Genomic DNA, 24,214 nt, shown 5'->3' with positions numbered 1-24,214 from the left:
CCGAAGAGGTCTGGATTCAGTGAAAATGGAAGTTTTCCTGGTTTCTATTGGTTTTAACTTGTACAAATACCATAGGAAACAGCAAGCACATATGAATATGGCAGCTTAATTAAAAAAGCTGATCTTTTGGGGAAAGGGGGAAATATGCTCTTTTCTCCTCAAATTTTGTTGAGAGAGCCATAGAGACATAAAAAAAGAGGGGTGTGAAGAAATGATTTCTCATTTCTTCACACCTCCTCGGTTCCGTGTATCCACCCATATTCACTGCACAGTTGCCCGTACAGTCTCAGAAGCAGGACAATCCTCCTGCCTGACAGGGTAACGGCTGTCAGCCGGAAGATCTACTGAGCACATCGCCGTTCGACCTTGCACGCTCGGAAAGGCACTTCAGGGTCCGTAGTCATCCCCGCTTCCACTGTCCGGGTTCGCTGCCTGCATTCCAGGCCCCTACTCTCATTCGTCATTGCGTTCATTTGAAGTTATGCACGTAGTTTACCATTGAATTGCTAGTATGTCAATAGGAATTAGAAATTTATTGAGTGAGTGGCTAATGGGTAGTGATTCGTGGGTTCTTTTATCGATAACTGGCAATTCTCCCCCATCTGTTCTATACTATAGTTTGTTATTTTTGGAAAGGAACCGTACCCAATGGAAAAATACATCGATATCAACAAAAATGGTCTGAGCGTCCGGTGCAAGCTGTTCTACCAGAAAGATTTCCGGAACATCCCCCATATGGTGATCTGTACCCACGGCTTTGGAGGCAACAAGGAGAATCACTCTGCTGCCAAATTCGCCCAGCAGCTGATCAGCAAATACAAAGGCTATGGTGCCCTCGTGTTCGACTGGCCCTGCCACGGCCAGGACGCCCGAAAAAAACTGGTGCTGGAGGAGTTCATGACCTATTTGACCTTGGTCATCGACTACTGCCGGGAAGAACTCCATGCCCAGGATCTGTACAATTACTCCGTCAGCTTTGGTGCCTATCTGACCCTAAAGTACATGGCTGAAATCGGCAACCCCTTCAAAAAGGTTGGCCTGCGGTGCCCCGGCATCAATATGTACCAGCTCATGCTGAACAACCTGTCCGAGGAGGACCAGGCCAGGCTGAAGAAGGGCAAGGAAGTAACGGTGGGCTATGAGCGGAAGATGAAATGTGACCAGCAGTTCCTGGACGACCTGCAGAAAAGCGACATCCGTAAATACGAATACTTCGATTGGGCGGATGATATGCTGATCCTCCACGGCACCAAAGACAAACTGGCTCCCATCGAAGATTCTCAAAAATTCGCCGAAGACAACGTAATCGAGTTCATCCCGGTGGAAAACGCCAACCATACGTTCTCGGACCCGAAGGCCAGTGATTTTGCGGCACATACGATGGTAGAGCTGTTCAAGCCGGAATGAGCACCGCAATAAAAAACGGAGCTGTGAAAAATCTCACAGCTCCAGTTTTTTATTCCTTTTTCGTCGCGAACAAGGCTTCCACGAACTGCTGGGGATCGAAAGGACGGAAATCCATCATCCCCTCGCCGATGCCAATCCATTTGACATCCAGTCCCAGTTCCTCCTTGATGGCAATGACCACACCGCCTTTGGCCGTGCCATCCAGCTTGGTCAGCACCACCCCGGTCACATGGGCCGTTTCCAGGAAGATTTTGGCCTGGCTGATGGCGTTCTGGCCAGTGGTAGCGTCCAGTACCAGCAAGGTTTCATGAGGACCATCGGGGATTTCCTTGCGGATCACCCGGTAGATCTTATCCAGTTCCTTCATCAGGTTGGTCTTGTTGTGCAGCCGTCCGGCTGTATCCACGAACAGTACGTCCGCATTCCGGGCAATGGCGGCTTTCACCCCGTCGTATACCACAGCGGCCGGGTCAGCCCCGTCGCCATGGGCAATCACATCCACCTGGGCCCGCTTGCCCCAAATCTGGAGCTGTTCCGTGGCCCCGGCCCGGAAGGTATCGGCAGCGCACATCATCACTTTATAACCCATGAGCCGGTAATAGTTGCTCAGTTTGCCGATGGTGGTTGTCTTTCCCACACCATTCACACCCACCACCAGAACGATGGAGGGATGGCCCTTGAAGCGCATCCGGGGGCCAGTGGTCTTCAGCATGTCAGCAATGTAGTCCTTGATAAAGGGCAGCGCTTCTGCCGGGCTCTTGATTTTCCGGGTGTCAGCGGCCTTGCGCAGGGCAGCCATGATTTTTTCCGTGGTCTTGATGCCTACGTCCCCGGCTACCAGGATCATCTCCAGCTCATCCATAAAGTCGTCGTCCAGCTCCACGCTGGCGCCCACCAGGTCTTCCATCCGTTCCGTAAAGTTTTGCCGGGTCTTGCTGAGCCCGTCTTTCAGTTGTTCCAAAAAACTCATGATTCGGGTACCTCCGATAATTTCACTGACAAAATCCGGGAAACGCCGGATTCTTCCATGGTGACTCCGTGGAGCACGTCTGCGGCTTCCATTGTTCCTTTCCGGTGGGTGATTACAATGAACTGGGTCTTCTTTCCGTATGCCTTCAGGAACTGGGCGAACCGGTCGATATTGGTCTCATCCAGAGGAGCATCGATTTCATCCAGGATGACAAAGGGTGCCGGCTGATAAGTCAGCAGGGCAAAAAGCAGAGCAATGACAGTCAATGCCCGTTCCCCACCGGAAAACAGGGACAGGTTCCGCATCTTTTTGCCCGGAGGCTGTACTTCGATCTCGATGCCGCTGTCCAAAATGGCATGGTCATCCTGGATCCGCAGCCGAGCCCGGCCGCCTCCGAACAGTTTGGCGTAGCAGTCGCTGAAATACCCGTTGATTTTTTCAAATGCCTCCCGGAACCGCCGGGTCATATCGGTGTTGATGCCGCTGATTACGGTTTCCAGCTGGGCCTTGGCCTGGGTCATGTCTTCATACTGCCGGTGCAGGAAATCATACCGCTCTTTGGCGGCCTGGAATTCCTCTTCTGCTGCCTGGTTCACAGGCCCCAGCGCTTCCAGTTCCCGGGCAGCCGCACTCTCCTGCCGTTTCAGTTCCCCGTCCTGGGTATCCTCTGGCAGGGCTTCCCTGCGGGCCGCTTCTTCCGTAAGTCCGTAGCTTTCTTCCAGTTGTTGTCGGCTGTGCTCCAGCTCGGCATTCTTCTTCACCTGTTCCAGGTCCGTGTTGTGCAGCCTCTGCTGCACGCTGCCTTCCTGTCCTTTCAGAATCAGTTTCTGCTGAGTCAGCTGCTGCCGTTTCTCCTGCAGGGCTTCCCTGGCTTTCAGATATTCCTGCCGGGTCGCGTCCGAACCTTCCAGAGCCTGTTCCAGGGCTTCCAGTTTCCCCGAAACATCCTGCAGTTCCTGCTGACTGCTGGTAATGGCAGCTTCCTGCTTTGCAGCCTGTTCCTCTCCATCGGTGATTTCCAACTGAGTCTTCTGGCCCAGCTGGTCGATGGACTGGATACGGGTATTCAGGGCTTCCAGCTGGCTCTTGCCTGCATTCACCCCTATCAGGGCATCCTGGTATTTCCGGGCAGCTGTGTCCAGCTGCTGCCGCTGTTCCACCAGTCCATCACTGAGGACCTGGGAAGCTTTCTTTCCTTCCAGGTCATCCTGTTCCATTTGTTCTACTTTCGGTACCAGTTCCCTGATTTCCTGCTGTCGGGCCAGGAAATCGTCCAGTACCCGGCGTTTTTCCTCCATCAGCAGTTCCAGGTTTTCCTGCTGCTGCTTCTGCTGGACTTCCTGCTGCTGCACACGGGCCATCGCTCCGGCCTTCTCCACTTCAATCTGCTGAAGAGCTGCCAGACACTGCTGCCGTTCTTCCTTTTGTTCCCGTCCCTTTTGGGTCAGCTCCTCCAACTGCTGCTGCAGGTTTTGGCACTCCTGGGCCAGGACTTCATTTTCTTCCGTCAGATGGCGGATTTCCTGTTTCCGGGAAAGGAAGCTCTTCCCCTGCTGCTTCTGACCGCCGCTCAGGCTGCCGCCGGCGTAGATCACATCCCCGTCCAGGGTTACGATCCGTACCCGCATGTCAGCCTTCCGGGCCGCTGCCATAGCATGATCCAGGTTATCAGCCACCAGCACCTGCCCCAGAAGGAACTGGACTGCCGTATGGAGTTGTGGTTCCGTCTGCACCAGATCAGCGGCAATGCCGACGATGCCGGGACACTCCAACGCAGCTTTTTCCCGCACGCCCAGCTGCCTGGGCCGCAGGGTATCCAGGGGCAGGAAAGTAGCCCGTCCCCCCTGTTCCTTTTTCAAATAACCGATGGCTTCCTGGGCCGCCCGGGCATCCCTGGTGATGATGTTCTGCAGAGCGCCGCCCAGGGCCGTTTCCAGAGCGGTCACATACGTATCATCCACCGTGAACAGCTCTGCCACTACGCCGCAGATCCTGTCTTTCCATTGGGTCCGGGCATTCAGGACGCTGCGCACCCCTTTGCTGAACCCCTCATGCTCCCGTTCCATGGCAGAAAGCACCTGGAGCCGGGCCTTTTTCTGGTTCTGGATCCGCTGGCGCTGTTCCAGCTGCGCTGCCAGTTCCCGATAAGCATGGACACTCTGTTCCAAAATGGCGCTGGCCCTGGCAGCTTTTTCTTCCAGCCGCTGCCGCCGGTCCGCCAGTCCGCTCAGGGTATCCTGTTCTCCAGACAGCGCATTCCGGGTGTCCATCAGGACCGTTTCTGCCTCAGTGACTTTTTCCTTCAGGACTTCCTGCTGCCGATGCAGCCGGTCCTGTTCCTGGCGCAGGCTGTTCAGTTTGTTCCGGGTCATGACCAGGGTCTGCATGCTGGAGAAAGCCTGCTCCCGGTAGTTTTTCAATTTTTCTTCCGCATTCCGGACGATTCCCGTCAGAGTTTCCTTCTCCGCAGCTGCTTTTTCCAGCACTTTCCGGGCATGGTACTGGTTCTCTTCCAGTTTGTCGTATTCTGCCGTCACCAGCTGCAGGTTTTCCTGGTTCCGGGCCAGTTCAGCAGTGAGCTGTTCCCGTGCCTTAGCCAGCTGATCGATGCGGCTGCGGCTCTGGCCGATCCGCTCCCGCAGTACAGCCTGCTTGCTGCGGTACCCCGCGGCTTCTTTCTCCTGAGCCAGGATGCCTTCCTGGTAAGTGGTGTATTCTGTTTCCTGCTGCTGCAGCTGCTTTTCCAGTTCTCCGGCCTGGTTCTCCAGGGCAGCATTCAGTTCCGCCAGTTTTTCCAGCTGGTACTGCAGGGCTTCCACACTCTGGGCCAGTTTGGCCTTTTCCTGTTCCAGACTGGCCAGCCGGCGCAGCAACCGGGTCACCTTCACCTGGCGCAGCTGGGCAGCCAGTCCCTTATACTGCCGGGCTTTCTCCGCCGCTGCTTCCAGGGGCTCCAGCTGATTTTCGATTTCACATTCGATATCATGGATCCGCAGCAGATTGGCCTGGGTATCATCCAGTTTCCGCAGGGCTTCCCTCTTCCTCATCCGGTATTTGGCAATGCCCGCTGCTTCCTCGAAGATAGACCGACGATCCTCCGGCCGGCTGTTCAGGATTTCATCGATCTTGTTCTGCCCGATAATGGAAAGTGACCCTCTTCCCAGGCCCGTATCAGCCAGCAGAGCCACTACGTCCTTCAGGCGGCAGTTTTTCTGATTGATGGCATATTCGCTGTCGCCGCTGCGGTACACCCGGCGCTGGAGGCATACTTCGTCAAAGTCCACCGGCAGGGTGTGATCCGTATTGTCAAAAATCAGGGATACTTCCGCCATGCCCATGGGGCGCCGCCCGCTGCTGCCAGCGAAGATCACGTCCTCCATTTTGGTACCTCGCAGGTATTTGACGCTCTGCTCTCCCATCACCCAGCGGATGGCATCGGAAATATTGCTCTTGCCACTGCCGTTGGGACCCACGATGGCCGTGATTCCCGGCTCGAACCGGATTTCCACCTGATCAGCGAAGGATTTGAAGCCATGGGCTTGAAAGCTTTTTAAACGCACTCTATTTCCTTCTTATTCCTTGATATCGGACAGGACCACTTCATCCTGGCCGTCGATTTCTGCCAAAGTCACATCTACGGCTTCACTGTTGCTGGTAGGTACATTCTTGCCCACGTAGTCGGCACGGATAGGCAGTTCCTTGTGGCCACGGTCAATCATCACCGCCAGCTGTATGGCTCTGGGCCGGCCCATGTCGATCAGAGCGTCCAGGGCACTGCGGACCGTCCGGCCGGTGAACAGAACATCATCCACCAGGATCACGGTCTTGCCGTTCAAGTCGAAATCAATGTCCGTTTCGCTGATGACCGGATTATAGCCCAGAGTGGACAGATCATCCCGGTACAGCGTGATATCCAGGGACCCCACCGGCAGCTTCACGCCTTCGATCTGTTCGATTTCCCTGCCCAGCCGGTTGGCCAGGGGCACGCCGCGGGTACGGATTCCCACCAAAACCACGTTCTTCACGCCCTTGTTCCGCTCCACGATCTCGTGGGCGATCCGGACCAGAGCCCGGCGCATGGCAGCGGTATCCATAATGGTTTTTTTCTTTACAGAAGTACTCATGATATTGCCTCCTTATCAATGGAACTGCCCGTTGCGGAGACGGGTCAGGATGGTTTTCATATCGTCCGGGATGGGTGCAGTAAAGGTCATCCACTCCCCGGTACGGGGATGACGGAAAGTCAGGGTTTCCGAATGGAGCGCCTGGCCATTGATGGAAAAACAGGTTTTCTGGGGTGCATACTTTGGATCCCCCACCAGAGGATGACCGATGTAGGTCATATGTACCCGGATCTGGTGGGTTCGGCCGGTAAGCAACTTACAGCGCACCACGGTAAATTTGCCGTACCGCTCCAGCACCTCATAATCCGTGGCCGCCCAGCGCCCACCGCTGGATACCACCGCCATTTTCTTTCTGTCCCTCGGGTCACGGTCCAGCTGGGTTTCAATGTGCCCATGGTCCTCTTTGAGGTTGCCCCGCACAATGGCCAGATAGGTCCGTTTGGCCTCTTTCTTCTGGATCTGCTCGGCCAGAGAAAGGTGGGCCTGGTCATTCTTGGCGCATATCATGACCCCACTGGTATCCTTATCCAGACGGTGGACGATGCCCGGGCGGATCACCCCGTTGATGCCCGACAGGTCATGGCAGTGGAACAGCAGGGCATTCACAAGTGTGCCGTCCGGATTTCCCGCCGCCGGGTGGACCACCATGCCCCGTGGCTTGTTCACCACGATTACATCTTCGTCTTCATATAGGATGTCCAGGGGAATATCCTGGGGTCTGGCCTCCAGGCTCACCGGGGGCAGCACCTTCACCCGGAAGGTATCCCCCTTTTTCACCTTGTAGTTGGCCTTCACTGACTTTCCGCTGCGGGTGATGAGTCCCTGCTCCAGATCGTGCTGCACATTGGAGCGGGTACAGGAAAGCCGTCCGGCCAGGAACACATCCGCCCGGATTCCCGCTTCCTCCGGAGCAGCCGGATCCGTGATGATCAGACGTTCTCCGGTTTCTTCTCCGAACCCTTCATCTTTCCGGATTCGTTTGTCATCATGCTCCATATGATCAGTCCCACTCCTCCACAAATACAGATATCAGCCACGTTGAACACAGGCCAGAAATGAAAATCAATGAAATCGATGACCAGCCCGGTGGCAATCCGGTCAATCAGGTTGCCCAGGGCTCCGCCCAAAAACAGGATTGTGCCCAGCCGGGCCTTTGGCCCTTCCCGTCGGATATGCTCCCGCAACAGGAAAATGGCCACCAGGGCCGCCACCGTTATGACCACAAAAAACAGCCGTTTGTATTCCAGCATCCCGAAGGCAGCGCCGGGATTCAGCACATACGTACAGCTTACCAGGCCCGGGATGACCGAGAAACTCATGCCCGGAGTCATGGTCTGGGTAATGAAAAATTTGGTGATCCGGTCCAGCAGGACCACACCAACAAGCAAAGGCAGCATAGAGATTGATCGGCTCCTTTTCGGCAATTTGGCTATAAAAAAAGAAAGAGCCCTACAATGCCGTACCAATTCCGAGTTTTGAACCTGCCTAAGCAGGTGGGTGCCCTCCCTGTCGTATCTAATGTCCCCTCGAAAGGGCATATTATCAACGGCCGGAGTTCACGGGCTCCCTTATAGAGAGTGTTGGCTCAAAACATATGGAATTCGACTCGCACATCGGAGGGTTGCTCTTTATGGCTTTATTATACAGCCTAGGTTCCAGATTGTCCAGTTTATCAGAAAATTTTTTAAAAAGGCCCACACTTACGTGAAAGCCTTTTATATCATTTTGCCGGAACAATGGTCCCTTTGAATTTTTCATCGATGAATTTCTTCACGGCTTCGGAATGGAAGATTTCAGCGATTTTCTTGTATTCCGCTTTGTCCTTATCCTTTTCCCGGGCAGCCAGTACCATTACGGCCAGAGGTTCATCGTCTTTTTCCCAGAACAGCCCCTGTTTCTTCACGTCCATACCGGAACTCATCACATAGTTCATGGTGATTACGGCCAGATCCACATCATCCAGGCTGCGAGGCAGCTGGGCGGCTTCCAGTTCCTTGAACTTCAGATTGTGGGGATTTTCCACTACATCGTTGACTGTGGCTTTGAAACCCACTCCTTCTTTCAGTTTCAGCAGGCCGGCTTTTTCCAGCAGCACCAGACCCCGGCCGCCGTTGGTGGGATCATTGGGAATGGCTACCACAGCGCCATCAGGGATGTTCTTCAGGTCATGGATCTTGTTGCTGTAGATGCCCATACGCATCAGGATGGTATTGCCGATGGGTACCAGCTTGGTCCCGTTCTGTTTGTTGAAGTTGGCCAAAAACGGTGCATGCTGATAACTGTTCAAATCCAGATCTCCTTCAGCCAGAGCCTTATCCGGCGTGATATAATCGGAGAACTCCACCACTTCCACGTTCAGGCCCTGTTTCTTGGCCTCGTCAGCCACCGCATGGACTACATCGGCGTGAGGACCTGCCGTAGCCCCGATTTTGATAGGTTTGCTGCTGGTACCGGCACTTTGCTTATCTGTGCTGGAACCGCAGCCGGATACCAGCAGTGCCGCCGCCAAAATTCCCGTCAACAATACTGCCCATTTCTTCCCTGTCTTCATGTTATCGCTCCCTTTTAATTCCTATTGATTAAGTAGAAATTTTATATTTCCTATATGATACTAGGAATTAAAGAAGATGTCAATAAAAAGAAATCTCATCGAAAATACGATTTCCATCCGTTTTTACCCTTTCCGCAGCCGTTCACTGACAGCTTCTGCTGCAGCCACCAGCACGGCCAGACCCCAGAGCAGGGCCCCGGCTTCCTGCCATTTGTAATGCTGCAGAGCCAGGATCAGGGGCGTCCCAATGCCGCCGGCCCCTACCAGTCCCAGGATGGCCGCTTCCCGCAAATTCACATCCAGACGGTACAGGATGGCCGCTCCCCATCTCGGCTGCAGCTGCGGCAGTAAACCCCGCCAGAAAGCTTTGAACCTGCCACATCCCATGGCTTCGTAGGCCCGGTATGGCCCTGGCGAAACCTCTTCCAGGGCGATGAGGAACCGTTTGGCCAGCAGTCCGATGCTGCACAGCATCAAGGTCAAAGCCCCTGCAAAGGGTCCCGGACCCGTCACTCGGATCCACAGCAGGCCATAGACGAATACAGGAACAGTCCGGATGGCAAGCAGCAGCAGCCGTGGCAGCAGTGCCGCCTGCACCGGCAGCAGCCGGAAGCTGGACAGACAGCTGAGCGCTCCGGCCAGTACGGCACCGCCCATAGTCCCCATCAGGGCAATGCAGAACGTTTCCCATAACAGGTACAGTACGCCTTCGTGGGAAAGGTCCAGCAGCATGGAAGTATCCGGATGGGTCAGTCCATAGAGCACCGCCCGTGCCGCACCCAGGCCGCTCCCACCGGAAAGTTCCAGCCTGCCCAGGGACCAGAGCAGCACCAGTACTCCCACCGCCCAAAAACCTCTTCTGGCTTGCCGTCCTGGCTGCCAGCGCCCCGCCAGCCCCTGCCGCAGCAGTTCGCTGAGAGTCTCAGAAAACAGCACCACTCCATAGAGCAGCAGCAGAATGGCACCTACCTGGCTGTAGGCCCGCCAGGCCAGCCTCTCGTTCAGGATCAGGCCGATACCGCCGGCACCCACATACCCCAGGATGGCAGCCTGCCGCACATTGGCCTCCCACAGATAGAGGGCATTGGTCAGATAACCGGGCAGTACCTTTGGCAGGATGGCACGGAAGAAGGCCTTTCCCCTTCCTGTCCCTGCTGCCGCCAGGGCCCTTGCCCCTTTCCAGTCCGCATTCTCCATGTCCTCATACCCAAGCCGGGTCATCACCCCAAAAGTATAGGTGGTAAGCGCCAGGGTTCCGGCGAACGTCCCCAGTCCCACCAGGAATGTGCATAAAAGGGCCAGGATCAAAGCCGGTACTGTACGCAGCAGCTGGATCAGCAGTTTGAAGGGAATCCGCAGCAGAAAATACCGATTGATCCAGCGGTTGGCAGCAAAAGCTCCTCCAAATCCCAGCACTGTACCCAGCACTGACCCCAGCACTGACATCCGAATAGTGGCTGCCAGAGGCCGTACCACCTGTCCGAAATAACCGGTATCAACCGGGACCATGGCTTCCAAAATATCCAGGAAACGGCCTCCCCGCTGCACCAGTACTGTTACCGAAGCTCCGGTCTCCTCCCAGGCCGCCAGCAGCAGAAGCAGCAACAGCCAGCGTCCCCCATGGACTTTCTTCATTCCTGCCTCCTGTACAGATCCCGGAACTGGGCTTCCGTCCATTCCTCCGGTTTGCCGTCATAGAATACCCGTCCCTGCCGCAGCCCCAGGATCCGGTCAGAATACTGCCGGGCCTGCTCCACATTGTGGCTGTTCATGACCACCGTCAGCTGCTGTTTTTCCTGCAACTGGCGCAGCAGCTCCAGGATGGCCTGGCTGGAACCGGGATCCAGAGAAGCCACCGGCTCGTCAGCCAGGATGATGGAAGCCTGCTGAACCAGGACCCGGGCAATGGCCACTCTCTGTTTTTGTCCGCCACTGAGCATTCCAGCCTGTTTGTCGGCATAGTCTGCCAGTCCTACCTGTGCCAGCGCTTCCCGGGCCCGCTCTACTTCCATCCGGGGAAACCGGTCCAGCAGGACACGCCAGAAAGGGATCCGGCACAGACTGCCGTTCAGCACATTGGCAAGGCAGGTGCTTTCTTCCACCAGGCAGAAATCCTGAAAGATCATCCCTACCTGCTGCTGTACCTGCCGTCTTTGCTTCCCCTTCAGATCGTCAAAACGCCGGCCTTCCACCCAGACTTCTCCGGAAGCTGGACGATTCATGCCGTTAAGCAGCCGCAGGAGCGTGGTCTTGCCGGCCCCGCTGGGCCCGATGACCGACAGGAACTGTCCTGCAGGCACGGAAAGAGACACCCCATCCAATATGAGGTGTCCCTTCTGATAAGCTTGAGTCACTTGTCGCAATCCCAATGCTTCCTGGCTCATTTCAGTTCCTTCTGGATCTTCCGTTCACTGTCATAGTCGCTGGCTTTGGCCCAGTCATAGCCCTTGTGCCCGATGGTCTTCAGGATCTTCAGTCCTTCGTCTGTCTTGCCGATTTCGATCAGTGCTTCACCCAGGGCCTTTCGGAACCCTTCATCCTGCATCACCTTGCTGTTCTTGCTGATGCTGATGGTATCGTTGAAAATCTTGTCTGAAACGCCGATGACACCGGTCTGTTCCCAGATGGGAGCGGTTCCTCCCAGTTTGGCCTGCCAGTCTTTTTCCATCTTGGCCCGGATGTGGGAATAGGCCACCATCACATCCACCTGACCGCTGGCCAGCCGTGCCGTAGAAGTGGTATAAGAATCAGCCTGGATCACATGGGGCAGATCTTTCAGGGTCTTGCCGTAGTTTTCCTTCAGCCACAGAGAAGGATACAAGTATCCAGAAGCGGAAGCCGGGCTCATCACTGACCAGTTCAGGTCCGCCAGTTCCTCCCAGGCAGGCTTTTCGCCCCGTTTCACCTTGGCCAGCAGAGCCTGTCCCTTAACGCTGGGCCCCACCACGATGGCCGACCGGTAATACTTCACCAGATTCTTAGTGAACTCGTCCTTGCTGCCGTCATTCCAGGGTTTCAGGTCCGTGGTATCCTTGCTGATGCCTTCCCGCAGGGCGGTCAGCAATACGTCTACATCCTTGTCATACAGCACATACGTAGCTCCGGAGATGAAGCCCACATCGGCACTTCCGGCGCTGAGGGCTTCCCCCACCGCATTGTAGGAAGTCCCCACGCTGATGGAAATTTTTTTCACATCATAACCCTTTTCTTTCAATATGGCCTGCAACAGCTTGCCCAGAGGTTCCGTATTGGTCTTGATGGTATCCGCATCTTGATATGGCGAAATGGCAATTTTCAGTTCCGGGATGGATTTGCTGCTTTCCTTTTTCTCCGTGATACTGCCGCATCCGGAAGCCAGCAACGCCCCTGCCAGCAGAATTCCCGTCATTTTTTTCCATAATTTCATTTTTCATTCCCCTTTCCCCATCATAAGCAAAAATCGGCTGCCGCACCAGGCGACAGCCGATTGATTGGGAACAGACTGCGCCCAAAAGACCAGATTTCTTTCAGGACGGTCGATACTCTGGTATCCTCTCAGCCTGGCACACAGGCTCCCTCGCAGTCCAATCCCTGTTATGGTATTCTCCATAAAGCAGAACCGGGGCGCTCCCCCCGGTCCCACAGGCAGATCAGATCATTTCTTTTCTTCTTTTTCCTTTTTCACAACCGTGCTGCGGACGTGCAGTTCGCGCAGTTGCTTTTCATCCACCACATTGGGTGCCTGGCACATCAGGTCGATGGCACTCTGGGATTTCGGGAAAGCAATGACGTCACGGATGGAAGGCCGTTTGGCCATGAGCATCACCAGACGGTCCAGACCAAAGGCCAGACCACCATGGGGAGGTGCCCCGAATTCGAAGGCTTTCAGCAGGAACCCGAATTTCTCCTGAGCCTGCTCATCGGTCAGGCCAATGGCTTCGAATACCTTCTTCTGCACATCTTCCCGGTGGATACGTACGGAACCGCCGCCGATTTCCACACCGTTCAGCACCATATCATATGCCTTGGCATACACATGGCCGGGATCGGTCAGCAGCTTGTCCACGTCCTCATCACAGGGGCAGGTGAACGGATGGTGCATGGCCACATAACGATGTTCTTCTTCGCTGTATTCGAACATGGGGAACTTCACTACCCAGGTGAAGCACAGTTTGTCCGGATCGATCAGGCCCAGCCGTTTGCCCATTTCCAGACGCAGAGCGCCCAGAGCGGCAGCCACTACAGAAGCCTTCCGGTCGGCCACGAACAGCAGCACATCGCCCTTTTCTGCCTTGCCGGCAGCCAGGATCCGCTGCATTTCTTCCTCGGAGAAGAATTTAGCAATCGGGGATTTGATGGTGCCGTCATCATTCACGATGATCCAGGCCAAGCCCTTGGCGCCGTAGATGCCTACGAATTCCACCAGGCCATCCAGTTCTCTCCGGGGAATCTTATTATAGCCCTTCACATTGATGGCCTTTACCAGACCACCCTTATCGATGATATCCTTGAACACCTTGAACTGGGTCCCCTTCAGGGCTTCGTTCATGTTGATCAGCTGCATGCCAAACCGCAGATCCGGTTTATCGCTGCCGTATTTGTCCATGGCTTCGTCCCAGGTCATACGGGCCATGGGAACGGGCACATCGATGTCCAGGGTTTTCTTAAACACATAGGAAATCAGTCTTTCCGTCAGGCTCATGATATCGTCTTCATCCACAAAGGACATTTCCATATCCAGCTGGGTGAATTCAGGCTGACGGTCAGCACGCAGGTCTTCATCACGGAAGCAGCGGGCAATCTGGAAGTACCGTTCCATGCCGGCAATCATCAGCAGCTGTTTGAACAGTTGCGGAGACTGAGGCAGTGCATAGAACTTGCCGGGGTTCACACGGCTGGGTACCAGATAGTCACGGGCACCTTCCGGGGTACTGCGGATCAGATCCGGCGTTTCGATTTCCAGGAAGTCCTGATTGTCCAGGAAGTCCCGGACAGCCTTGGTCACCTTATGACGCAGGATCAGGTTCTTCTGCATTTCCGGACGGCGCAGGTCCAGATACCGATAGCGCAGACGCACGTTTTCATCTACATCAATACCATCCTGGATATAGAAGGGAGGGGTCTTGGAAGGATTCAGTACATTCAGGTCCTTTACGACCACTTCCACTTCGCCGGTAGGCAGATGGGGATTGACGGTCTCTTCGCTCCGTTCCCGCACCAGACCGGTCACCTGCAGCACATATTCGCTGCGGACGCCTTCGGCCTTGTGGAAGTCCTTGCTGTCGTGGGCAGGATCGATGACCACCTGCACCAGACCGTGACGGTCACGCAGGTCGATGAAAATGATGCCGCCGTGGTCACGTCGTTTGCTTACCCAGCCGCACAAGGTAACCGTCTTGCCGGCATCTGCTTTTCTCAAGTCACCACAATGATGACTGCGTTTCATACTCATTCTGATTTACACCTCTGGTTTATTGGTTTACTTTTGGAAATAGGACTCCAGCGTCCCAAAGCGTACTTCTTCCTGGCTGCTGTCAGCCATGTTCCGCACGGTCACAGCACCCCGGCTCCGTTCCTCTTCGCCGAAGATCAGAGCGAATCTGGCCTGTTCCCGGTTGGCCTGTTTCATCTGGGCCTTCATGCTGCGGGGTACCAGATTCATGTCGCAGACCAGACCTTTGGCCCGCAGTGCCGTTACCACACGGAAGGCATCAGCCACGCCGCCTTCATCGGGAATGACGGCGAATACGTCCACCGCTTCCTTGCTTTCCGGCAGCAGGTTCTGTTTTTCCAGGGCCAGCAGGATCCGTTCCAGACCCATTGCAAAGCCCACACCCGGCGTTCCGGGGCCACCCAGCTCTTCCACCAGGCCGTCATATCGACCGCCGCCACCTACAGCGCTCTGGGCGCCCAGCGGAGAATACTGGATTTCGAAGGCCGTCTTGGTATAGTAGTCCAGCCCCCGTACCAGGTTGCTGTCCACTTCGTATTCCACACCGGCTTCCGTCAGCAGTTTCTTGACGGTTTCAAAGTGTTCCTTACATTCGTCGCACAGGCTGTCCGTAATCTTGGGTGCATCGGCCATGAACGGTTTGTCCGCATCCACTTTGCAGTCCAGGATCCGCAGCGGGCTCCGGTCAAAACGGCTCTGGCAGTCTTCACACAGTTCGTTCAGATGCGGACGGAAGTAGTCCTGCAGCAGTTTGCGATGCTGCGGACGACAGTTGGGGCACCCTACGGAGTTGATCTTCAGCTTCAGGTCTTTCAGGCCCAGCTTCTTCAGCACTGTCAGTGCCAGCATAATCACTTCTGCATCCACAATCGGGGATTCAGAACCCAGGGCTTCCACACCGAACTGATGGAATTGTCTCATCCGGCCGGCCTGAGGACGGTCATACCGGAACATGGGTCCGATATAGAACACCTTCAGCGGCATGGGTTCCGCATACAATTTGTTTTCCACGAAGGAACGCACCACGGAGGCGGTGTTTTCTGGACGCAGCGTCAGGCTCCGGCCACTGCGGTCGGTGAAAGTATACATTTCCTTGTCGACCACATCCGTACCGTCCCCGATGCCTCTCTGGAACAGTTCCGTATGTTCAAAGATCGGAGTGCGGATCTCCTGATAGTTGAATTCACGGCAAGCTTCCCGAATGATTTGTTCCACATACCGCCAGCCGTTGACCATGCCTGGCAGAATGTCTTTGGTACCACGAGGTGCCCCTGTTAACATAAAAATCCCTCCGTCCATACGACTAGTTTGAACTTATTAATTTTAACACAGTTCGCAAGGATTTATCAACCGTTGCGGACCTGTGTGGGTGTCTTTTCTTCACCGGCATGCCAGAAGTACCCGTAGAGTACTTTCAGGCTCGTCAGTACAGGCACAGCAAAGATCAGCCCGGCCACGCCGCCCAGCTGCCCGCCGATCATCACCGCCAGGATGATCAGTACCGGATGCAGGGTCATGCCGTGCCCCATCAGGTTGGGCATGATTACCTGGGCATCTATCTGATAGTACACCAGGTACAGCACCAGTACCTTCACTGCCAGGGACGGCTGCTGCAGAAAAGCGATGAATACCGCCGCCAGGGTGCCGGCCACACTCCCCACCATGGGAATCATCTCCGAGATCATGGCCAAAAAGCCCAGCACATAGGTATACTGCACGCCCAGGATGGTGTTGCCGATGGTCAGGATGAAGGCGGAAACGAAGCACAGCTTGAACATGTTGTCTACATAGGCGCAGAGCATATGCCCCATGTCCGTGAGCACCTGGTCAGCCAGAGCCTGCTTGTTGTAGGAGAACAATCCTACAACCATCTTCTTCAGGGTGCGCCAGTCCTTCAGGAAATAGAAACTCAGGAAGGGCACCAGAGCCAGGTTCACCAGGCTGCGGGCCGCCTGCACCGTAGACGCCACCATGGCCTTCAGGAACCCCATCACATAAGTATTCATGCTGCGGGTCCCCTGCTGCAACATATCCCGCACATTGGGCGGCAGTTTCTGGGCTTCTCCGCCCAAAAACAGCCCCAGGCTCTCATTGGCATGGACCGCCAGCCCCGGAAGGGCCTTCAGCAGGTTGTTCACCTGCGTCACCAGGGGGACAATCAGCACATTGACCGCCGCCACGACGAACAGTCCAAAGATCAGAAACGAAATCAGTACCGCCAGGGTATTGGGAAAAGCACGTCCTTCAATCTTGAGTTTTTCCAGCTTATCCACAATGGGGTACAGCAGAAAGCTCATGCCGATGGCCAACAGCACAGGCAGAAATGCCGTAGCGGCCAGATAAAATACAGCGAAACCGGCCAGGGCCAGCAGGCTCTTCACCACCAGCCCCCTGGGTTTCTGTCGGATTTCCATCGATTGCCACTTCCTTTATTGCAGGAATGGATTCCGCCGTCTCTCCCAGCCCACTGTGGTGGCCGGGCCATGGCCCGGCAGCAGTTTGTAGTCATCAGGCAGAGGCAGGATCTTTGTCTTGATGGAGTCCAGGATTGCGTCATAGGATCCGCCCGGCAGATCCGTCCGGCCGATGCTTTCCAGGAACACCGTATCCCCGCAGAACACCACCCCGTCGCCGATGATGCACACCCCGCCCGGGGTATGTCCCGGTGTAGCCGCAATGGTAAAGTCCAGACCGGCCACAGTCAGCTTTTCCCCATCGGTGAAGTATTCATCCGGCGGATCGAATTTCTTATCCCGGTTGGTGGAATAGGAGAGGCTGCTGTTCCATACCCGCAGCATGGGCGCATCCTCTTTGCTCATATACACCTTGGCACCGGTGGCATTCTTCACTTCATCCAGGGCAGAGATGTGATCCCCGTGCCCATGGGTAATGAAGATGGCCGCCACCTGCTGGATGCCCGCTCTGTGCACGGCGTCCAGGATCAGATTGGCTTCATCCCCCGGGTCCACGATGATCCCCAGGTTGTTTGCTTCGTTCTTGATGATATAACAGTTTTCCTGAATGGGTCCCACTACGACCCGATAGATTTTCATTGAATAAATTTCCTCCTAAAATACCTTCCGGCTGTCCAGCAGAATGGTCACCGGACCGTCATTCACCAGAGCCACTTCCATATGGGCCTGGAACTGACCGGTGGCTACCAGGATTCCCTTGCGCCGCAGTTTTTCCGCCAGATCCTCATACAGGGAGTCCGCCTCTTTGGGCGGGGCTGCTTTGGTAAAGGAAGGCCGCTTGCCGTGGCGCACATCCCCCAGCAGGGTGAACTGGGACACCAGCAGGATGCTGCCTCCCACCTGCTGCACCGAAAGATTCATTTTGTCATCGCTTTCCTCAAAGATCCGCAGCCCGGCCAATTTTTCCGCCAGATAGGCTCCGTCCTTTTCCGTATCGCCCTGTTCCACTCCCAGGAGCACCAGGAGCCCCGGTCCGATGGAACCGATGGTTTTTTCTTCCACGGTGACGGATGCTTCCGTCACCCGCTGTACCACAGCCCGCATCTTACACCCCCGATACTTTCCGGTCCACCTTGTAGACACCCTTGATCCGCCGCAGCCGCCCGATCACGTAGTTCAGCTGTTCCAAACTGGTGATGTCCAGGCCCATATCGATATAGGCCGTCTTGCTGGGGTTGGTATGGGCATTCAGGGAGCTGATGTTCACCTTGGTCTCGCTGGTCACGGTCATGATATTGGCCATGACCCCGGGCTGATCCGTTGCCGTCAGCCGCAGCACCACTTTATAGGCCGCATCCGTATCCACATTCCAGGAAACCTCGATCATCCGGTTGGGATCTTCCGTATTGGCCAGCACATTGGGACAGTCCGCCCGATGGACGCTGACCCCGTGGCCCCGGGTAATATAGCCCACGATGGGATCGCCGGGGATGGGGTTGCAGCACTTGGCCAGCTTCACCATGATATCGTCTTCCCCCTTGACCAGGATGCCGTGGCTGCCCTTGTGGGTCTTCACGGTCCGGGGTTTCAGTTCGTTCAGCAGCTGGGACAGGTTCTTGGTCGTGTTCTGCTTCTGGGCTTTCTTATACAGCTCCACCAGCTTTACCATCACCGAGTTCACCATCAGACCGCCGTAGCCCAGGGCTGCCAGCAGGTTCTCCACGCTGCCGTCCATATGGGTCCGGGACGCTACTTCCTTCAGGTTCTCCGGGATGAGCATGGTATTCACATCGTAGCCCAGGCGCCGGCATTCCCGCTCCAGCATCTCCCGGCCATTAACGATATTCTCTTCCCGCCGCTCCTTCTTGAAGAACTGCTTGATCTTGTTTTTGGTCTGGCTGGACCCTACGATATTGATCCAGTCCCGGCTGGGCCCCGGCGATGTCTTGGAGGTAATGATCTCCACGATGTCCCCGTTCTTCAGATGGTAATCCAGCGGTACGATCTTGCCGTTGACCTTAGCCCCCACGCAGCTGTTGCCCACGCCGGTATGCACCCGGTAAGCAAAATCGATGGGTACCGATCCCTCCGGCAGGTCCAGCACATCCCCCTGGGGGGTGAACACAAACACTTCATCGGAGAACACATCCATCTTGACGGTATCCACGAATTCATGGGGATCCCGCATATCCTTATGCCATTCCAGCAACTGACGCAGCCAGGCCATCTTGGCATCTACGCTCTTGTCCGCCGCACTGGGCATCTTGGATCCTCCGCTTTCCTTATACCGCCAGTGAGCTGCCACACCGTATTCAGAAACCTTGTGCATCTCGAAAGTCCGGATCTGGATTTCCAGGGGCTGGCCGCTGGAAGAAACCACGGTCGTGTGCAGGCTCTGGTAGCCGTTGGATTTGGGCACGGCGATGTAATCCTTGAACCGGCCCGGAATGGGTTTCCATTTGCCGTGGACGATACCCAGCACTCCGTAGCAGTCCTTCACCGTATCCACCAGTACCCGTACAGCCAGGAGATCATAGATTTCATTGATGGTCTTGTGATCCCGCTGCATCTTTTTATAGATGCTGTAAAAGCTCTTGGGACGGCCCTGGATCTGGCAGTTGATGCCCGATTCCTCACACAGCTTCCGCAGTTCATCCATGGCTTCCTGCACCATGGCTTCCCGTTCGTGCCGCTTGATTTTCACCTGTTCCACCAGCTCGTAGTAATGCTGGGGTTCCATGTACCGGAAGGCCAGATCCTCCAGTTCCCATTTGATGGCGTAGATGCCCAGCCGGTGGGCCAGAGGCGCATAGATTTCCAGGGTTTCGCTGGAAATCCGCTTCTGCTTGTTCACCGGCATGTATTTCATGGTACGCATGTTGTGCAGCCGGTCAGCCAGTTTGATGAGCACTACCCGGATATCCTTGGCCATGGCCAGGAACATTTTCCGGTAGTTTTCTACCTGCTGCTCTTCCCGGGAGATGTATTCGATTTTGCCCAGTTTGGTCACACCATCCACCAGCATGGCCACTTCCCGGCCGAAGATATCCTCCAGCTGGTCCAGGGTCACATCGGTGTCTTCCACCACATCGTGCAGAAAAGCGGCTGCCAGAGTCACGTCATCCAGCTGAAGCTGGGCCAGGATGGAGGCCACCCCCAGAGGATGGATAATATAGGGTTCCCCGGATGCCCGTTTCTGTTTGGCATGGGCTTCCGCCGCGAAGTTGTAGGCTTCCCGGACGAATTCCACCTGCCGCGGGGTCAGATATTTGCCGATGCGGGCATAGAATTCCTCCGCACTGATCGGCTTGTCGTCAAGCTGTTCCATGGTCGAATCACCTTCCTGTCTTCCAAAGGGCAGCGATTTCTGCCGGCGTGATAAGCCAGCTGTGATTCAGCTGCTGGAACTTCCGGTCGTAAGTGGCCTGCAGTTCCAGGAACCCTTTGGATTCCTGCATATTCTTGTGACCTGTATCCCCCAGGGAAACCAGTTCCCGGTCCCGGTTGAACAGGTGCAGTTCATAAAAAATATCAAGGACCTTCCGGCTGATCCGGTATCCTTCCCGGGTCGTCTTATCCAGCAGCTGGTCTTCCCGGCAAGCCCCCTGCTGCTGCAGCAGACGCCGGATGGCCGCATAACAGAAACGCATCCCGCCCAGATCCGGATAGGCACGCCGCAGAGCATCCCGCAGTGCCATCAAATCATCCCGGTCGTAGAACAGATACAGCCGCCCGGTCTGCTCCGGTTTCAGGGGAAAGGCCCCTGCCGTAAGCACCCGGTCCGCCCCGGCCCCGTAAAATACTGTGGTCCGGGTTCCCTCCGGCGCAACGGTCCCATACGGAAGTACAATGGCTTCCGGGAATCTGGCCTTCAGAGGAACAGTATCCTGTACATATACTACCGTTTTTCTGTCTTTTTGTAAAATACTATTTAGTTCTGTCTCTTTGTGTCGGTTTTCATGCCGCCAGTCGATGATGGTATAGGGTGCTTCCACCGCTGCTACTTCCAGATCCACGCTGGTCACGCCCCGAAAGGTGTTCAGCCGGGGAGAAAAGGCGATGGATCCCTGCTCGCCGGCGTAGAAAGAATGGAACTGCGGCCCTTCCTGCCACAGGAGTCCTTTATACCGGAAGCCGCCCTGGTGCAGGTCGAACCGCAGATGATTCTGATCCTTGCCCAGAAGGGCTACCTGGTCAATGGTGGCGTGGGTGAAGCCCAGCACCGGTGCCGGATTCCCCACTCCGAAAGGTTCCAGTTTGGCCAACTGCCGTACTGCCTCCACGGTCACTTCCCGTCCTTCCGGTACGAAGTAATCCGGTTTTGCGGAGGGTTCATAGGGCACGTGGCCCAGCATGTCCGCCACCACCTCCTGGAAGGCCTTGCGGAAAGCATTGATATTGGCCGTCTTGATGGTAAGTCCCGCCGCCTGGGCATGGCCCCCGAACTGCTCCAGATACCCCCGGCACCGGTCCAGGGCCTGATACAGATCCAGGGGAGGGATGCTGCGGCAGGAACCCTTGGCCACGTCACCGCTGATGGAAAGCAGGATGGTTGGCAAATGATACCTTTCCGTAATCCTGGAGGCTACGATGCCGATTACTCCTGGATGCCAGCCTTCCCTGCCCAGCACTACACCCCACTCAGGAACGCCATGCCGGGCCATTTCCTGTTCCGCTTCTTCGAAAATCTTCTGGCTCAGGGCCTGCCGTTCCTGGTTGGCGCTGTTCAGCTGGTTGGCCAGGTCGTGGGCCTCTGCCGGATTCTCCGTGGTCAAAAGGTGTACGGCCACCATAGCGTCGTCCAGGCGTCCGGCTGCATTGATCCGGGGTCCCAGACCGAAACCGATAGTACCGCTGTTAATAACGGCCCCAGGGGCCACCGTGACCCTGATCAGGGCCTGGAGACCGCAGAGCGGCGTCTGGGCCATTTTGACCAGCCCCCTGCGCACGATTTCCCTGTTCTCATCCTGGAGGGGCACCATATCGGCCACCGTACCCAAGGCAACCAGTTCAATCAGTTCATCCCAAAAAGCATCCGTATGATGCAGCTTCTGGTACAGGGCCTGGCACAGTTTGAAAGCCACACCCACCCCGGCGATGCCCTTAAAGGGATACGTATCTCCGGGCTGGTTGGGGTTCACCACAGCCAGGGCCGCCGGAAGTTCCCGGGGTGCCAGATGGTGGTCGGTAACGATGATATCCATGGATTGGGGAGCCTGGGCCACCACCTGGGCGCCGCTGATGCCCGTATCCACGGTGATCAGCAGCTTCGTCCCCCTGGCCGCCAGCTTCTCCAGTGCCGGACCGTTCAGGCCGTATCCCTCCGTATCCCGCCGGGGCACATACACATCCACAGTGGCACCCTGGGCTTTCAGGAATAAATACAGCAGGGAGCTGGCCGATGTCCCATCCACGTCATAATCCCCGTAGATGGTCATGGGTTCCCCCTGCTGCAGGGCCTGGCAGATCCGTTCTACAGCCTTGTTCATATCCTTCAGCAGGAATGGATCGTAATAGGGCCTGGGTTTCCCCTCCAGGAATTCTTCGATTTGCTGTTTTTCGGTAAGATGCCGCCGGACCAGGATGCCGGTCACCAGGGGCGTCAGGCCCAGCTCGGTACTGAGCCGTTCGATGGCAGCCTGATCCTCGTCCGTCAGCGGTGTGATTTTATGGTAGATCATAGGGTTCTCTTTATTCTTTGGGACGGAAAGGCTGGATGATGGGGGCTTTATCGTCTTTCAGGGTTTTCGTGCTTTTGACCGCATAACCGCCGGTGCGGGGAGCCTGGGGAATGGAGGCCGTCCGCCGTTTCTCCTGTTTTTCCCACTGTGCTTTCTCCTCTTCCAGATCCCGCAGCTGGTTTTTCAGTTTCCGGTCTTTCATATAATGGCCTGCCTTGATTTTCAAGGTCATCAGGCTGGCGAATACAAATCCCAGCAGCAGACAGCCCAGGATGATCAGGGCCAGGCTCATGGAAAAATGCCAGACCAGGAAGCTGATTTCCACAGGTGTGGAGTTCTGGAGGGCAAAAATAGCAATGAACAGGGCAATGAGGCCCATCAGGATCACATAAAGCATGGTTCTACTTCCTTTCCGTCCGATTGCGTAGTAGATTATTATATCTCATTTCAGAGAGGTTGTCATTCACTCTTCTTGTACCCCGTCTGCAGGTCCACCGGGTTTTCCAGAGATTCGCCTGCCAGATAATGCTTCAGGTTGGTAACGGCGATTTTAACCACGTTGTCCCAGGTCTTCGTCAGGTGATGATCACCACTGATGTGGGGCGTGATGACCAGGTTGGGTGTATCCCACAGGGGACTGTCTGCCGGCAGAGGTTCCGGATCCGTCACGTCAAGGGCCGCCCCGGCAAGATGCCCGCAGAGCAGTGCCTGCTGCAGGTCATCCTGGACCACCGCATTGCCCCGGCCGCAGTTGATGAACCAGGCTCCGGGCTTCATGGCAGTGAACAGTCCGGCATCGTACAGATGAGTAGTTGCCGAAGTCCCGGGCAGCACGCTGGCCACCACATCTGCCCGTCCCAGTACCCGGGGCAGATCGTCCAATGTCCCCATTTCGTCCGCCTCAGGCGGAACATTCCCCGTATGGCGCCGGATGCCGATTACATGGGCCCCCAGCAGCTTGCACAGCCGCCCGAAAGCCTTTCCGATATTGCCGAACCCTACCACTACTACCGTAGCATCCTCCAGGCTGGTGACCATGCCCTCGTCCTTCCACTGGTGTTCTTTCTGGTTATCATGGTACAGATACAGTTTCTTCATCATGGCCAGCAGCAGAGCCAGCATGTGTTCCGAAAGGGCCTGCCCATAAGCGCCGGTACTGTTGGTAAGCTGTACCGTCTTCGGCAGGATGCCCGGCTTGCAGTAGGCATCGGCGCCGGCAGAGTTCAGCTGCAGCCATTTCAGGTTTTGGCAGCCAGAAAGCAGCGCCGGTTTTACGTTGCCCAGGATCACTTCGGCTTCCGCCAATTTTTCCGGATTCCTGCCGTAATAGAATTCCGCCCGGGGCGCAGCCGCCTCCAGGGCTTTTTTATCTGATTCCCGCACAAACATGGGGACAGCGATTTTCATGAAAATACCACCTTTCCAGGAAAATAGAATAAGAATCCAGTTTCATTGTACAGGAAACGGGAAGCAGACGCAAGTTGGCATAAAAAAACGGTTCTATAATAAATGTTGGGGTCTTGTGGACTTCCTGTTCACAAGACCCCTATGTTTTATATAAAATAAGACATACCTAAACTGAATTTCAACTCAACCACCACGAAGAACTGAAAGGAGCATAGATATGTCTCGTTAT

General features: G+C 55.7%; 19 protein-coding genes and 1 other RNA gene. 1 reads left to right on the top strand and 19 read right to left on the bottom strand.

What is annotated here, in order from left to right; translation table 11 throughout:
- Positions 1-648 precede the first annotated feature (648 nt).
- The gene (locus ACR0QW_RS07330; RefSeq protein ID WP_432643039.1) at positions 649-1,407 is read left to right on the top strand and encodes an alpha/beta hydrolase family protein; all 759 of its coding nucleotides are present in this window, start codon (positions 649-651) and stop codon (positions 1,405-1,407) included.
- Positions 1,408-1,456: 49 nt separating this feature from the next.
- Here the strand turns inward: ACR0QW_RS07330 and ftsY are convergent, their stop codons facing one another.
- From ftsY to ACR0QW_RS07235, 19 genes are all read right to left on the bottom strand, one after another.
- A complete protein-coding gene (gene ftsY / locus ACR0QW_RS07325; protein WP_432643038.1) occupies positions 1,457-2,377 on the bottom strand; it encodes a signal recognition particle-docking protein FtsY in 921 nt (306 codons plus the stop codon).
- Positions 2,374-5,937, bottom strand: coding sequence for a chromosome segregation protein SMC (gene smc, locus ACR0QW_RS07320; RefSeq protein WP_432643037.1), 3,564 nt, complete (start codon positions 5,935-5,937; stop codon positions 2,374-2,376). The genes ftsY and smc overlap by 4 nt, the downstream gene beginning before the upstream one ends.
- Before the next feature lie 12 nt (positions 5,938-5,949).
- Positions 5,950-6,501, bottom strand: a complete 552-nt coding sequence (gene pyrR / locus ACR0QW_RS07315) for a bifunctional pyr operon transcriptional regulator/uracil phosphoribosyltransferase PyrR (RefSeq protein ID WP_432643036.1) — start codon at positions 6,499-6,501, stop codon at positions 5,950-5,952.
- Between the two features lie 15 nt (positions 6,502-6,516).
- A complete protein-coding gene (locus ACR0QW_RS07310) occupies positions 6,517-7,497 on the bottom strand; it encodes an RluA family pseudouridine synthase (protein ID WP_432643035.1) in 981 nt (326 codons plus the stop codon).
- Positions 7,431-7,898 (bottom strand): signal peptidase II, encoded by a 468-nt coding sequence (gene lspA, locus ACR0QW_RS07305; protein WP_432643034.1) that lies wholly within the window; start codon positions 7,896-7,898, stop codon positions 7,431-7,433. The genes ACR0QW_RS07310 and lspA overlap by 67 nt, the downstream gene beginning before the upstream one ends.
- A 45-nt stretch (positions 7,899-7,943) precedes the next feature.
- A non-coding RNA gene (gene ssrS, locus ACR0QW_RS07300) (6S RNA) lies at positions 7,944-8,126 on the bottom strand.
- 95 nt (positions 8,127-8,221) lie between these two features.
- Positions 8,222-9,052 (bottom strand): MetQ/NlpA family ABC transporter substrate-binding protein, encoded by an 831-nt coding sequence (locus ACR0QW_RS07295; RefSeq protein WP_432643033.1) that lies wholly within the window; start codon positions 9,050-9,052, stop codon positions 8,222-8,224.
- Positions 9,053-9,175: 123 nt separating this feature from the next.
- The gene (locus ACR0QW_RS07290; RefSeq protein ID WP_432643032.1) at positions 9,176-10,687 is read right to left on the bottom strand and encodes a PhnE/PtxC family ABC transporter permease; all 1,512 of its coding nucleotides are present in this window, start codon (positions 10,685-10,687) and stop codon (positions 9,176-9,178) included.
- On the bottom strand, positions 10,684-11,406 hold the full coding sequence (phnC, locus tag ACR0QW_RS07285) for a phosphonate ABC transporter ATP-binding protein (RefSeq protein WP_432643031.1): 723 nt from the start codon (positions 11,404-11,406) through the stop codon (positions 10,684-10,686). The genes ACR0QW_RS07290 and phnC overlap by 4 nt, the downstream gene beginning before the upstream one ends.
- 26 nt (positions 11,407-11,432) lie before the next feature.
- Positions 11,433-12,458: a phosphate/phosphite/phosphonate ABC transporter substrate-binding protein gene (locus ACR0QW_RS07280; protein ID WP_432643030.1), complete on the bottom strand. Its 1,026-nt coding sequence runs from the start codon at positions 12,456-12,458 to the stop codon at positions 11,433-11,435.
- A 228-nt stretch (positions 12,459-12,686) separates the two neighbouring features.
- Entirely contained in the window at positions 12,687-14,483 is a 1,797-nt protein-coding gene (gene aspS, locus ACR0QW_RS07275) for an aspartate--tRNA ligase (RefSeq protein WP_432643029.1), read from the bottom strand.
- A gap of 27 nt (positions 14,484-14,510) precedes the next feature.
- Complete coding sequence (gene hisS, locus ACR0QW_RS07270) at positions 14,511-15,764, bottom strand: histidine--tRNA ligase (RefSeq protein ID WP_432643028.1); 1,254 nt, start codon at positions 15,762-15,764, stop codon at positions 14,511-14,513.
- A 65-nt stretch (positions 15,765-15,829) separates the two neighbouring features.
- Complete coding sequence (locus ACR0QW_RS07265) at positions 15,830-16,897, bottom strand: AI-2E family transporter (RefSeq protein ID WP_432643027.1); 1,068 nt, start codon at positions 16,895-16,897, stop codon at positions 15,830-15,832.
- 15 nt (positions 16,898-16,912) lie between these two features.
- On the bottom strand, positions 16,913-17,536 hold the full coding sequence (locus ACR0QW_RS07260) for an MBL fold metallo-hydrolase (protein WP_432643026.1): 624 nt from the start codon (positions 17,534-17,536) through the stop codon (positions 16,913-16,915).
- Positions 17,537-17,551: 15 nt separating this feature from the next.
- A complete protein-coding gene (gene dtd, locus ACR0QW_RS07255) occupies positions 17,552-18,001 on the bottom strand; it encodes a D-aminoacyl-tRNA deacylase (RefSeq protein ID WP_432643025.1) in 450 nt (149 codons plus the stop codon).
- A 1-nt stretch (position 18,002) separates the two neighbouring features.
- Positions 18,003-20,225 carry a RelA/SpoT family protein gene (locus ACR0QW_RS07250; RefSeq protein WP_432643024.1) on the bottom strand — a complete coding sequence of 741 codons (2,223 nt, stop codon included), beginning with the start codon at positions 20,223-20,225 and terminating at the stop codon, positions 18,003-18,005.
- Between the two features lie 7 nt (positions 20,226-20,232).
- Positions 20,233-22,578, bottom strand: coding sequence for a single-stranded-DNA-specific exonuclease RecJ (gene recJ, locus ACR0QW_RS07245; protein WP_432643023.1), 2,346 nt, complete (start codon positions 22,576-22,578; stop codon positions 20,233-20,235).
- 10 nt (positions 22,579-22,588) lie between these two features.
- Positions 22,589-22,975, bottom strand: a complete 387-nt coding sequence (locus ACR0QW_RS07240; RefSeq protein ID WP_432643022.1) for a LapA family protein — start codon at positions 22,973-22,975, stop codon at positions 22,589-22,591.
- Positions 22,976-23,037: 62 nt separating this feature from the next.
- Entirely contained in the window at positions 23,038-23,985 is a 948-nt protein-coding gene (locus ACR0QW_RS07235; protein WP_432643021.1) for a D-2-hydroxyacid dehydrogenase, read from the bottom strand.
- Positions 23,986-24,214 lie beyond the last annotated feature (229 nt).

Source organism: Acidaminococcus sp. (assembly GCF_050873445.1).
Lineage (GTDB): Bacteria > Bacillota > Negativicutes > Acidaminococcales > Acidaminococcaceae > Acidaminococcus.
The sequence above is the reverse complement of the archived record's forward strand: the minus strand, read 5'-3'. Positions and strand labels throughout refer to the sequence as shown.